Source organism: Dysgonomonas mossii, assembly GCF_004569505.1.
In the GTDB taxonomy this organism is placed as follows: domain Bacteria; phylum Bacteroidota; class Bacteroidia; order Bacteroidales; family Dysgonomonadaceae; genus Dysgonomonas.
The window spans coordinates 74188-86812 of the sequence record NZ_SPPK01000006.1; the positions used below are offsets into that span (position 1 = coordinate 74188).

The 12625-nt window shown below is 38.6% G+C and carries 13 protein-coding genes; 11 read left to right on the plus strand and 2 right to left on the minus strand.

Annotation, left to right across the window (positions count from 1 at the left end; translation table 11 throughout):
• The first annotated feature begins 19 nt into the window (after positions 1 to 19).
• The 11 genes from rnr to E4T88_RS15520 all read left to right on the plus strand — a co-directional run bounded on the left by rnr (position 20) and on the right by E4T88_RS15520 (position 10962).
• Positions 20 to 2176: a ribonuclease R gene (gene rnr, locus E4T88_RS15470; protein WP_135107025.1), complete on the plus strand. Its 2157-nt coding sequence runs from the start codon at positions 20 to 22 to the stop codon at positions 2174 to 2176.
• Between the two features lie 220 nt (positions 2177 to 2396).
• Positions 2397 to 3089: an AIM24 family protein gene (locus E4T88_RS15475; RefSeq protein ID WP_135107027.1), complete on the plus strand. Its 693-nt coding sequence runs from the start codon at positions 2397 to 2399 to the stop codon at positions 3087 to 3089.
• Positions 3090 to 3255: 166 nt separating this feature from the next.
• A complete protein-coding gene (hpt, locus tag E4T88_RS15480) occupies positions 3256 to 3795 on the plus strand; it encodes a hypoxanthine phosphoribosyltransferase (protein WP_006842019.1) in 540 nt (179 codons plus the stop codon).
• Between the two features lie 67 nt (positions 3796 to 3862).
• A complete protein-coding gene (locus E4T88_RS15485; RefSeq protein ID WP_006842018.1) occupies positions 3863 to 4435 on the plus strand; it encodes an adenylate kinase in 573 nt (190 codons plus the stop codon).
• Positions 4436 to 4520: 85 nt separating this feature from the next.
• Positions 4521 to 5699 (plus strand): GTPase ObgE, encoded by a 1179-nt coding sequence (gene obgE / locus E4T88_RS15490; RefSeq protein WP_135107029.1) that lies wholly within the window; start codon positions 4521 to 4523, stop codon positions 5697 to 5699.
• A 56-nt stretch (positions 5700 to 5755) separates the two neighbouring features.
• The gene (pgeF, locus tag E4T88_RS15495) at positions 5756 to 6565 is read left to right on the plus strand and encodes a peptidoglycan editing factor PgeF (RefSeq protein WP_135107031.1); all 810 of its coding nucleotides are present in this window, start codon (positions 5756 to 5758) and stop codon (positions 6563 to 6565) included.
• Positions 6566 to 6614: 49 nt separating this feature from the next.
• A complete protein-coding gene (locus tag E4T88_RS15500) occupies positions 6615 to 7649 on the plus strand; it encodes an agmatine deiminase family protein (RefSeq protein WP_135107033.1) in 1035 nt (344 codons plus the stop codon).
• A 13-nt stretch (positions 7650 to 7662) separates the two neighbouring features.
• Positions 7663 to 7887, plus strand: coding sequence for a hypothetical protein (locus E4T88_RS15505; protein WP_006842014.1), 225 nt, complete (start codon positions 7663 to 7665; stop codon positions 7885 to 7887).
• A 6-nt stretch (positions 7888 to 7893) separates the two neighbouring features.
• Entirely contained in the window at positions 7894 to 8769 is an 876-nt protein-coding gene (locus E4T88_RS15510) for a carbon-nitrogen hydrolase (protein WP_135107035.1), read from the plus strand.
• A 502-nt stretch (positions 8770 to 9271) separates the two neighbouring features.
• The gene (locus E4T88_RS15515) at positions 9272 to 10465 is read left to right on the plus strand and encodes an MFS transporter (RefSeq protein WP_135107037.1); all 1194 of its coding nucleotides are present in this window, start codon (positions 9272 to 9274) and stop codon (positions 10463 to 10465) included.
• A 32-nt stretch (positions 10466 to 10497) separates the two neighbouring features.
• A complete protein-coding gene (locus E4T88_RS15520; protein ID WP_167755471.1) occupies positions 10498 to 10962 on the plus strand; it encodes a DUF3788 family protein in 465 nt (154 codons plus the stop codon).
• Positions 10963 to 11022: 60 nt separating this feature from the next.
• Here E4T88_RS15520 and E4T88_RS18020 read toward each other — a convergent pair whose 3' ends face one another.
• Complete coding sequence (locus tag E4T88_RS18020; protein ID WP_006842008.1) at positions 11023 to 11181, minus strand: hypothetical protein; 159 nt, start codon at positions 11179 to 11181, stop codon at positions 11023 to 11025.
• A 114-nt stretch (positions 11182 to 11295) separates the two neighbouring features.
• Complete coding sequence (locus E4T88_RS15525; RefSeq protein WP_135107041.1) at positions 11296 to 12522, minus strand: peptidase associated/transthyretin-like domain-containing protein; 1227 nt, start codon at positions 12520 to 12522, stop codon at positions 11296 to 11298.
• Positions 12523 to 12625 lie beyond the last annotated feature (103 nt).

Below are 12625 nucleotides of genomic sequence, written 5' to 3' on the forward strand. Positions count from 1 at the left end.
ATAATTTAATAAGAGAAATATGAGTAAGAATAAAGCTCCTCATAAAAAAGACAAAAGGAAGACTAAAAGCGACATTACAAATTCCGTTGTAAACTTTTTCAACAAGAATTCTTCCGAATCATTTGGCATTAAACAGGTAGCCGAAAAGTTAGGATTCAAAAAACCTGCAGAGAAACAACTAATAAGCAATATACTATACGACCTCCAAGAAGATGATTTTATAATAGAAACCGGAAAGGGAAAATATAAGTCGAACAATAGAGGAATCTTTGTTGAAGGAGTATTCGAACGAAGAAGCAATGGCAAAAACTTTTTCGTACCGGATGGAGAAAGTGATTCGGCTCATATATTTATTGCCGAACGCAATTCGGCTCACGCAATGAATGGCGACCGTGTGAAAATACAAATGCTGGCAAAGCGAAAAGGGCGTGATCCGGAAGGAGAAGTATTAGAAATACTGGAACGGAAACAAACAACATTTGTTGGCACACTCGATGTCCAAAAGCAATTTGCTTTCTTGGTAATGGATAGCAAGATACTTGCGAATGACATATTCATCCCGAAAGACAACCTCAAAGGAGGAAATGACGGAGACAAAGCATTGGTAGAGGTAGTAGAATGGCCTCAGAAAGCGAAGAACCCGATAGGAAAAGTTATAGACATACTGGGAAAGGCAGGAGAAAACAACACCGAGATGAATGCGATCCTTGCCGAATTTGGATTACCATATAAATATCCTGAAAAGGTAGAAGCGGCAGCAAATAAAATACCGGATGACATCACCGCCGAAGAGATAGCCAAGCGCGAAGACATGCGTAGTACAACGACATTTACCATCGACCCACGAGATGCAAAAGACTTCGACGACGCATTATCTATCAAACAATTAAAAAACGGACGTTGGGAAGTAGGTGTGCACATAGCTGATGTAACGCACTATGTACAAGAGGGAGACACGATAGATAAAGAAGGTGAGAGTAGAGCTACATCCATCTATCTTGTAGACCGTACAATCCCGATGCTACCCGAAAGACTAAGCAATAACCTATGTTCACTACGCCCTCATGAAGATAAACTATGTTACTCTGTTATATTCGAACTAGATGATGAAGCAAATATAAAAAAGCATAGAATTGCCCGCACTGTTATCCATTCCGACAGACGATTTACGTACGAGGAAGCTCAAGATATAATAGAAGGGGCCGAGGGAGACTTTAAGGAAGAAATCTTACAACTTAATGATCTGGCAAAAAAATTGCGGGCTAAACGTTTCGACAACGGAGCTATCGCGTTCGATCGTCACGAAGTGAGATTCGAGATCGATGAGAAGGGAAAACCCCTGAGTGTATATTTTAAATACGCCAAAGATTCGAATAAACTGATAGAAGAGTTTATGCTTCTGGCAAACAAAACTGTAGCAGAGTTTGTAGGAAATGTTCCGAAAAATAAAAGTGCGAAAACATTTGTTTACCGTATCCACGATATACCAAATACCGAAAAGATGGAAAACCTCTCTGAGTTTATCCGTCGTTTTGGCTACAAAATCAAAGTAGATGGAACAAAGACAAATGTATCGAAAGCTATCAATCACCTACTGGACGAAGTGAGCGGAAAACCTGAAGAGAATCTTATTTCTACGATCGCTATACGTGCGATGGCAAAAGCAATATATTCCACAGTCAACATCGGTCACTACGGGCTGGCATTCGAATACTATACACATTTCACGTCCCCTATACGTCGCTATCCCGACATGATGGTGCACAGATTACTCACCAGGTATCTGGATGGAGGACGCAGTGTAAACAAGCATCTATACGAAGGTAAATGTGAACACAGCTCTGAAATGGAACAGCTAGCGGCTAATGCAGAAAGAGCATCTATCAAGTACAAACAAGTAGAATATATGTCTGATAAACTCGGACAGGTCTTCGATGCTGTAATCTCCGGTATAACAGAATGGGGTGTTTATGCAGAAATAAATGAAAACAAGTGTGAGGGTATGATTCCGATCCGAGATTTGGATGATGACTTCTACGAATTTGACGAAAAGAATTACTGTTTACGAGGTCGTCGCAAAAAACGCACTTACAGCCTTGGCGACCCGCTGAAAATTAAAGTTGCCCGAGCCAATCTGGAACGGAAACAACTCGATTTTGCGCTGGTTGAAGAATAAAATGAGGTTCTGCAACCAAACATAAAAAACGGTCAATACACACTTCGGTTTTTATGATATACAGAGTGAAACAAATAATCTCAATGAGATAAAATGTTTCACTCTGTTTAAATATTGGAATCAGGCTCTAAAAGCTGTTCTTTTTATTTATACCCTATTTTTATTACTTTTGTTGAATTATAGTCAATTTTTATTAATCATTATCAACAACTTTACGTGTATGAACAAATATTCTATTAGATCTTTCATCGAAGAAACTGCACAAGACGAGTCAAAAAACGACTTTTTCCAATTGGAGAGCACTCATATGCTTGAGCTTAACATCAACAACCAAACGGTCATGTTAAAAAAAGGAGCAATGGTCGCTTATACAGGAAACATAAAGTTTGAAAGAGAGGGTATGCTGAGCAAAGGCATCGGAAACCTACTAAAGAAAACAATGTCGGGAGAAGGAACCACAATGATGAGAACTTCCGGAACCGGACGTGTATATGCGGCTGATTTCGAAAAAAGAGTAAGAATCTTATATCTCGAAAACGAGGCTATCAATGTAAATGGGAATGACATCCTTGCTCATGAAAATTCGATACAATCAGATGTAAAAATGATGAAAAGCATTGCCGGCATTATGGGCGGCGGACTCTTTCAAGTACGTCTGGCAGGAACAGGACATGTTGCTATCACTACTCACGGTAAACCAATGACGTTATTGGTGAAGCCGGGACAACCGATATTTACCGACCCTAACGCCACTGTTGCATGGTCGGGCAATCTGACTCCAACTATAAAAACAGATATATCTCTGAAGACATTCATCGGACGTGGTAGCGGCGAAAGCTTCCAGATGATGTTTGAAGGTGAAGGTTGGGTAATTGTACAGCCGTGTGAAGAAGTGTACGGCACACCTCAATAATAAGTAAAGTTCTTTATATGATAAAAAGGTATTCATTCAGAATACCTTTTTTAATTTTCTCCGCAATTATTCATTTCTATTTATTAAAAAACATAATTCGTTATGTATTTTTAAGCTAAATGTACTACTTTTGCACTTTAATAAATATTTAAGGAGAAGAGCTTCTATGAAGACAGTAAAAATCAAAGATAAAGAATTCGAACTATTTCTGACACAGGAGGTAATTGAAAAAGCAATAGATGATATCGCAGAAAAACTGAACAAAGATTTAGCAGGTAAGGATCCTTTATTTATCTGTGTTCTGAACGGTTCTTTTATGTACGCTTCGGAACTGATGAAGCGTGTTACTGTTCCAAGCGAAGTATCTTTCGTGAAAATGTCATCTTATCAAGGTACGTCATCGTCAGGTAAATTGAAAGAAATATACGGACTTGAAGAAGATATCACAGATCGTACAATAGTTATTGTTGAAGATATAGTAGACACAGGCTATACGATGTCTTTGATGCTCGAACAGTTGGCATGCGATAGTCCGAAAGAAATACTTGTAACTACACTCCTTCTTAAACCTGATGCCTTAAAGCATAAAGTACAGCTAGACTATGTGGCATTAGAAATCCCTAGCGACTTTATTGTCGGATACGGACTCGATTATGATGGTTATGGCCGCAATCTTGCTGACATATACAAAATAAAAAACTCTTAACAATAATATTTACGATTTACGCCTTGCTGTTTGCAACCCGTAACTTGTAACTCGTAATTCTAACAGTATGCTGAATATTATAATTTTTGGAGCTCCGGGCTCAGGAAAAGGAACTCAAAGTGAAAATCTCATCACAAGATATAATCTCGCTCACATTTCGACAGGAGATGTGCTACGCGCTGAGATAAAAAACGGAACCGAACTAGGCAAATTGGCCGAAGAATATATCTCTAAAGGTCAGCTTGTACCGGACGATGTAGTTATCGGGATGCTGGCAAATGTTTTGGATAGTAAAAAAGATAAAGCAGGCGTTATATTCGATGGTTTTCCAAGAACAATCGCTCAAGGCGAGGCTCTTGAAAAAATATTAAAAGAACGCGGAGAAGAAATTTCTATCGTTATCAATCTCGATGTAGAAGAACCTGAACTGATAGACAGACTTATTAAACGCGGACAACAATCGGGACGCTCAGATGATAATCTGGAGACTATAAAATCCCGCCTTGATGTATATAAAAATCAAACTTCCCCACTGAAAGATCATTATATGAATTCGGGGAAATTGGCCACAATAAAAGGAGTTGGCACCATAGATCAGATATTTGATCTTATAGCCGAAGCCGTGGACAAAGTTAAATAATTGAATTATTTATATATACAGGGAAGTTATAAACCGTGAACGGTATTATAACTTCCTTTGTTATCTAAATAGAATAAATAAAAATATGGCAGAATCAAATTTCATAGATTACGTCAAGATATACTGCCGATCGGGTAAAGGTGGTAGAGGTTCAACCCATTTCCGCAGGGAAAAGTATATACCGAAAGGTGGCCCTGACGGAGGTGACGGAGGTGACGGAGGTGATATTATTCTCCGAGCCAACCGAAACATGTGGACACTGCTCCACCTGAAATACCAACGACATGTCCTTGCAGGACATGGAGAAAGCGGATCGGGCAGATTGAGTACAGGTAAAAGTGGTGATTCTAAAATCATAGATGTTCCTTGCGGAACAGTAGCCTATGATGCCGAAACAGGAGAATATCTTTGCGACGTTACTGAAGACGGAAAAGAGGTAGTTCTATTGAAAGGAGGAAGAGGGGGAAAAGGAAACAACCACTTCAAAACCTCAACAAATCAGGCTCCCCGCTATGCACAGCCCGGCGAACCATTTCAAGAGCGCAGGGTCATACTGGAACTAAAAGTTCTTGCCGATGTAGGGCTCGTAGGATTTCCGAATGCCGGAAAATCAACACTTCTATCAGTCGTTAGTGCAGCAAAACCCAAAATAGCAAATTATCCGTTTACTACCCTTGAACCTAAAATCGGCATTGTAAGTTATCGTGATTACAAATCATTTGTAATGGCTGACATACCGGGTATTATAGAAGGTGCAAGCGAAGGGAAAGGACTCGGATTGCGTTTCCTACGACATATTGAGCGTAACTCGCTTTTACTGTTTATGGTACCTGCCGATGCTGATGATATCCATCAAGAATACAGAGTTTTATTGAATGAATTGGCTCAGTACAATCCCGAATTGTTAGATAAGCGAAGAATATTAGCGATCTCGAAAGCCGATATGCTCGACGATGAACTAATGGAGGCTCTGGAAGCTGATCTACCCGAAATACCGCATATATTTATTTCATCCATTACAGGGTATAATATTACAGCCCTAAAAGATATGCTATGGCGTGAACTAAATGCAGACGGAGAATACAAAAAATCGTTTGAAAGCATCACCCATCGCAACCTCGACATAAAAGTTGTGGAATTCGATGATGATGACGAATCTATCCCTGAAGATGACTACGAGGAAGAAGACTGGGATGAGGAAGAAAATGAAGATTTCGATCCGGATTTTTATTACGGAGAAGATACTGAAGAAGAAAATAAATAAGACAAGCAAATGCCCTTTATCAACAGAGATCGAGGGCATTTCTTAAAATTAGGAATATGGATACAATTCGAAGCAACAGACTGAATCTACTTACATTTCCCTCTTTTCCAACAAAGAGCGTATCAGTTTTCACAACTACCATCCAAGGAGGAATTAGCACAGGAGCATACGCTTCTCTAAACCTTAGTCCTTATTCGGGAGATGATGCAGATTGTGTCAGTGAAAATCAGGAACTTCTTGCTGATGAAATAAATGTATCCATAGAAAACCTATACATTCCCTATCAGACTCATAACGATCAGATACGAATCATTGATAATGACTTTCTGAACAAAAGTGATTTGGAAAAAGCAAAATATCTGAATGGCATTGATGCTTTAATCACCAATCAGAAAGATATTTGCATAGGAGTTACGACTGCCGATTGTGTGCCCATTCTTATATTTGATCCTGCACAACATGTGCTTGCTGCAATACATGCCGGATGGAAAGGTACTGTAGCCCGAATCGCAGAGAAAACAATAGAAAAGATGACAGAGCATTTCGACAGCAAACCTCAAGATCTAGTGGCAGGAATAGGCCCTTGCATCTCACAGAAACACTTTGAAGTAGGAGATGAAGTTGTGGATGCTTTTATTCAGACAGGATTTTCCATCACTGATATAGCATATCGCAATACTGAGAGCGGAAAAATGCACATAAATCTTGAATTGGCAAATAAATTACTGTTAATTGAAGCCGGCATCGACAACAAGAATATAGAAGTTGCGAACTTATGTACTTATTCTCATCCCGAACTTTTCTTCTCTGCCCGAAGACAAACAATCAATTCGGGGCGGATATTAACAGGAGGTGTATTAAAGTAATAATTTTGTACTTTTGTGCAGCAAACAAACAATAAAAAGACCGTTGATAATGAATCATATATTTTTTCCACCCGAATGGTATCCGCAAAGTGCAATCCAATTAACATGGCCTCATCCTGATACCGATTGGGATTATATGCTCGAAGAAGTTACTGCATGCTATGTGAATATAGCAGTAGAAATACTGAAAAGGCAAAAATTAATTGTTGTTTGTCACAATGCAGAAACCGTGAAATATGAGTTGAAAGAGCATAAAGACTTATTCCCAAACCTCACATTGGTAGAATTGCCAACCAATGATACATGGGCACGTGATCACAGCGGGATATCTGTTATCAATAATGGGAAAAAACAAGTGTATGATTTCACATTCAATGGATGGGGATTAAAGTTTGCATCGAACTACGACAATCAAATAAGCAGAGGCTTGTTCAAAAACGGTATATTTAAAAGTGATGTAGAGTTAATCAACAAGAAGGATTTTGCCCTCGAAGGAGGCGCATTGGAATCGGACGGAAAAGGCACACTTTTGACTACATCCGAATGCTTGCTTTCTGCGAACAGAAATTCCTTCATGTCGAAAAATGAAATAGAAAAGTATCTAAAAGAAGTCTTCGGACTAAATAAAATATTATGGTTGAATCATGGTTACCTAAGTGGAGATGATACTGATAGCCATATAGACACATTGGCTCGTTATTGCGACGAGCACACAATTGTATATGTAAAATGTGAAAATAAAAAAGACGAACACTATGAGGCTCTGGCTAAAATGGAGGAACAATTAAAAACCTTCACCGATTATCAAGGCAATCCATATAAGTTAATCTCGCTGCCTATGGCAAAAGCCGTATACGACGAAGACAATGAAAGGCTTCCGGCGACTTACGCCAATTTCCTTATAATGAACGATGTTGTACTACTTCCATTCTACAACGACCAGGAAAGAGATACAGAGGCCAAAGAGAAATTAGAAATAGCTTTTCCTACAAGAGAAATCATAGGAATAGATTGTTCTTCCTTGATACGTCAACATGGTTCGTTGCACTGCATAACGATGCAATATCCCGATAATTTTGTATAATACCCAAGCGTTTATGAAAGATCAAAAAGCATTATTATTAAGGTGTATAAAAAATGATGTTCCGGCGATGGTATTTTCGGGAAACGACATATTATTTTTACCTTTACTTAAACAATATTATCTGGATGCCAAAAAGGGCGGGTGCACGCAAGAGTTTCTGGATGACATTCAGTTAAGGATTGATGAGTTTGAGAAACATATACAAATGTCTCCCAATACAATTAAATTACCAGATTAGAGGATTATGAAAATAGGAATCATACAACAGGCAAATACTCCTGATATACAGAAAAATATAGCAGGACTAAAAGATAAAATCCGTAAGGCAGCAAACGAAGGTGCACAACTTATTGTTTTGCAAGAGCTGCACAATTCGCTTTATTTCTGTCAAGTAGAGGATACAAATATTTTTGATCTGGCCGAGACAATACCGGGACCGTCTACCGACGACTTTGGGACTCTGGCTAAAGAGTTAGGAGTTGTCATTGTACTTTCCCTATTCGAACGTCGTGCTCCCGGACTGTATCACAATACAGCTGTGGTAATAGAAAAAGACGGAACTATTGCAGGTAAATACCGCAAGATGCATATTCCTGACGATCCGGCTTATTACGAAAAATTTTATTTCACTCCTGGAGATCTTGGCTTTAAGCCGATCGAAACATCATTAGGCAAACTTGGAGTTTTGGTATGTTGGGATCAGTGGTACCCCGAAGCTGCACGCCTGATGGCAATGGCTGGGGCAGACATTCTTATTTACCCTACAGCTATAGGCTGGGAATCGACCGATACAGAAGACGAAAAAAGCCGCCAGCTTGGAGCTTGGGTGACCGCTCAACGAGGACACGCTGTAGCTAACGGACTGCACGTTGTATCTGTAAACCGTACAGGATACGAACCCGACCCATCAGGACAAACCAATGGGATCACTTTTTGGGGAAACAGCTTCGTTGCAGGCCCTCAAGGCGAAATTCTATGGCAGGCATCCAACGACAAAGAAGAAGTACAAATAGTAGAAATAGACATGAAGCGTTCTGAACAAGTACGACGTTGGTGGCCATTCTTCCGAGACAGACGTATAGATGCATTCGGTGATATTACAAAGCGCTTTATCGATTAATGTAGGTATACATTTGTAGGCATCATATTATTCATTCATACATATAACTTGGATAGTTATATAATACAAAGATTCTTAGTAGAGATAATAGAATAATCTTGTAGACAAACTTCTCTTTGTAATCTCAAGATAAGAATATATCTTTTCTTATAAAAGATTTCACTTCATTGAGAAATGTTTTTTAGTTCTGCAGGTTCTCCAAAACCGGCGAAACCGAGCCCATAAAAAGAGTATCTTATAAGTATAAAATTATCTATTAAGTAGAAAGCAATAGCGAATATTATATATTGTTTTTAGTCTTTGACAAAACTAGAAACAGAAAAAAGGTAACAATTAAAAACAATAAATAAAGTGTCACCTTTGTCACCTTTTTGACAATAAGAATCTCTTTAGATGCAACTTAAGTATTTCACAATATTTTAAATAAATCACCGTAAAGTCTACGACTAAGGTGTAAAAACTATAAAAGGCTTTAAGCTGAATAAAAGTAAATTTGACAACAATGCCAGAAAAAGAAAACGAATTGTTTTTATCAAAAAGCATCCTTTGGCTGATGGCAATAGGTGCAGGCCTTGTAGTAGCCAACAATTACTACAATCAGCCCCTACTGGGCGTTATAGCCAAAGAATTGGGTGAATCTGAATCAGCAACAAGTAAGGTCGCAATGTTTACCCAGATGGGATATGCTGCTGGATTATTACTTATAATCCCACTTGGAGACATGTTTAGGCGAAAAAAGATTATCCTTATCGATTTCTTTTTCATAATCCTGTCATTAGTCGTTTTCGCTTTAAGTAAGTCCTTAATAGTCATGCTCGCAGCAAGCTTTTGTATCGGGCTTACATCTGTTGTTCCTCAGATATTTGTGCCCATAGCAGCCCAATTATCCCGTCCCGAAGAAAAGGGACGAAATGTAGGTATCGTTATGAGTGGATTGCTGATCGGTATTTTAGGGTCACGTGTTTTTAGCGGTGTTGTAGGAGAATATCTCGGCTGGAGAAATGTATTCCTCATTGCTGCAGGACTCATGATTATACTTGCCGTACTCATTGCATGGATGTTACCAAATATGCAACCAACCTTTAAGGGCACTTACGGACAACTGATGGGATCTGTTATACGATATGCAAGAAGCATTCCGAGCTTACAATTAGCTTCATTAAGGGGAGCTTTGGGATTTGCCTCTTTCTCTGCATTTTGGACTACCCTCACTTTCAGACTTCAGGAAGCTCCTTACTTTCAGGGAAGCGATGTGGCCGGATCTTTGGGCTTGTTCGGAATAGCAGGCGCGCTGGCGGCTACCCTTGTAGGACAAGCATCGGGCAAAGTAAACAAAAACAAGCTTATAGCCATAGCGACCTTCATTATGATCGTTTCGTGGGGAGTGTTTGGGGTGGCCGATAGCACTTATATAGGAATCATTGTGGGTATTATTCTTTTAGATATGGGGCTGCAAGCAATGCATGTCACCAATCAAACAATTGTACTATCATCCCAGCCAGAAGCTGCCAATCGTTTGAATACGGTATATATGGTCTCTTATTTCATAGGAGGTTCTATCGGTACATTCGTAGGAGGTAAGGCCTGGGGAGCTTATGGATGGAATGGCGTTGTATTTACAGGAGCCTTTTTTGTAAGCTTATGTCTTGTCGTACATTTAATTATAAGCAGAAAACCAAAATTCAACGAAAAATAGTTATCTTTACAACTATCAGAAATAAGATGTTTATGAATACACCATTACCTGAACGAATTTATAGGGAAGATCCATTGCCCAATATGGATGAGATAAGAGAGTTTATTGCACAGAAAGAAGCTGTGCAAGCCTTTGATTCGTTACTTGACTTTCTGAATGAAAACTATAACTTCGAACAAGAGATTTCTTTTGGAGGGAAAAATTATGGGGTAATTATTCGCTACCGCAAGAATGGTAAAACACTAGTATCCATACTTCCCGAAAAAGATGCATTCTCAGTAATCCTTATATATGGTAAGAAAGAAGTTATAACTTTTAATGCGTACAGGGAGTCCTTCAGCAATATCTTCACAACGATATTCGATCAAACACCTCAGCTACATGATGGTAAGTGGATGCTAATCAGAGTTGAGGACGGTTCTTTATTACAAGAGCTGGAACGCATGATAATGATAAAGAAAGCGATAAAGAGGGAAAAAAGAGAAGCGACAAACTAATTCGATAAACCTTTGTTTTTGCAAAAGGTGCATTTCTAGTTTAGTTCGATAATCAATCTATTATTTATGCGAACGTCCTAAATAATAAGATACGACAAGCGAACCAACCTGCAATCCCATTAAGAGCCAGAATGCATTTCTCCTCCTATTTTTGCGTTTAAGAGCTTTTAACTCCTGTATTTGCTTTTCATTCAATAAGTCACATTCATGATTTTCCATATTATCTATTTTTTGTGTATTAACTATTTATGTAACAAAGTAAGGCGTGATTTGATCACCTATTTTTGATAATTTATAAAATTCCAACCATTCTTTATCTTCAGGCTATTCATATCATTTTACCAAAAGAGCTATTGCCACGGCAGGAACAACAAACTTAACTACATTAAATATTTTTTTACTCATTGGCACCTGCTTTGTTGGAGCTATCCCCGATCCTTGATAATATGTCTCCAAATCCTGAGCAAAATTTTCATCCCAGAATTCACGGGCGGTAGAGTCGGGAAAATAAAACAGCTCTTGACAGAACCCTGACAAACGCCGATTTCGCATCTGCTTTTTTTCTATGACACCTTTAAACTCAACATCACAAAAGTAAGTGATCTCATCCTCCTTGCCAAATTCGTCTAGGGTCTGAAAACGATAGTAAGTATAGCAATCAGACATATAATACTTATCTCCTATCTTTTTGAAAGAGAAACGACCGACCTTTCTCTTTATTTTAACTCGGTTTCCCATATACCGCTTATACGGCTGACTAGCCAAAACAGAGTCGATAGACTCTATCTCCATAGAAGCAATAGTCATATCATCTTTATTAATGAATATCTCACCTCGTGCCCAACCATCCTTGCCTTGGAGAGGCTCTATCTGCAAAACGATATATGAACTATCAGATGTGAAAGAACGTGTAGTTTCGTTATTCTCACTTTTGCCAAAGGTAAATAGATGTGAAGCATGGTATTCTGCCCCGTATAATTCCGAAGTAGGAGTCACTGTTCGTTGCACACGCCTTATATCAATAATATTGAGCATATAAGGGACTCTCTCCCTTTTCATATTTTTCTTCAGATCCTTATCTTTCAGTGTTGTTGCATACTTCATATATATTTCATTCTGCAATGTATCCGACTTTTTTGTCTGCTGAAAGTGCAACAAGTATCCCAGATGAAGATCGAGCAGGAGCTTCTTCTTCGTGTTTTGCATTGCTTCATCCAACAGAGCATCTGCATCTCCCGGGCTAATAACAATGGGGTTAAGATATACAGGATTCAATTCCATCCGAACAACAGGGTTTATCAAAAGTGAACTTTTAGCAACAGATTTCACTTTGTAACCAATGCATTGGAAATGAATAACATCTTCACTTACAGTCGGAATAGCATATCTTCCTTTAGTATCTGTATTAACATAGTCTCTCGAAGTGGCTCCATACTGTACTATCACATCCGCTATAGGTTTGTTGCTATCCTTATCGATGACTGTTCCTTGAACTAAAGTTTGTGCAAAAAGATGACTACTGATAAAGGTCAATAAGACTAGAAAAAGACATTTTCTCATATAAAAGTTTTGAGTAAGTTATGCATAAATGGAACCCTATTTATAAAAACGCGATTTTCAATCGAATCATATATTTACACAGCAAACAGACAGTAAAAAACAT

Coding starts and splice junctions, on each gene's coding strand:
- rnr (WP_135107025.1), top strand. CDS start 20: ATGAGTAAGAATAAAGCTCCTCATAAAAAAGACAAAAGGAAGACTAAA.
- E4T88_RS15475 (WP_135107027.1), top strand. CDS start 2,397: ATGAACAAATATTCTATTAGATCTTTCATCGAAGAAACTGCACAAGAC.
- hpt (WP_006842019.1), top strand. CDS start 3,256: ATGAAGACAGTAAAAATCAAAGATAAAGAATTCGAACTATTTCTGACA.
- E4T88_RS15485 (WP_006842018.1), top strand. CDS start 3,863: ATGCTGAATATTATAATTTTTGGAGCTCCGGGCTCAGGAAAAGGAACT.
- obgE (WP_135107029.1), top strand. CDS start 4,521: ATGGCAGAATCAAATTTCATAGATTACGTCAAGATATACTGCCGATCG.
- pgeF (WP_135107031.1), top strand. CDS start 5,756: ATGGATACAATTCGAAGCAACAGACTGAATCTACTTACATTTCCCTCT.
- E4T88_RS15500 (WP_135107033.1), top strand. CDS start 6,615: ATGAATCATATATTTTTTCCACCCGAATGGTATCCGCAAAGTGCAATC.
- E4T88_RS15505 (WP_006842014.1), top strand. CDS start 7,663: ATGAAAGATCAAAAAGCATTATTATTAAGGTGTATAAAAAATGATGTT.
- E4T88_RS15510 (WP_135107035.1), top strand. CDS start 7,894: ATGAAAATAGGAATCATACAACAGGCAAATACTCCTGATATACAGAAA.
- E4T88_RS15515 (WP_135107037.1), top strand. CDS start 9,272: ATGCCAGAAAAAGAAAACGAATTGTTTTTATCAAAAAGCATCCTTTGG.
- E4T88_RS15520 (WP_167755471.1), top strand. CDS start 10,498: ATGAATACACCATTACCTGAACGAATTTATAGGGAAGATCCATTGCCC.
- E4T88_RS18020 (WP_006842008.1), bottom strand. CDS start 11,181: ATGGAAAATCATGAATGTGACTTATTGAATGAAAAGCAAATACAGGAG.
- E4T88_RS15525 (WP_135107041.1), bottom strand. CDS start 12,522: ATGAGAAAATGTCTTTTTCTAGTCTTATTGACCTTTATCAGTAGTCAT.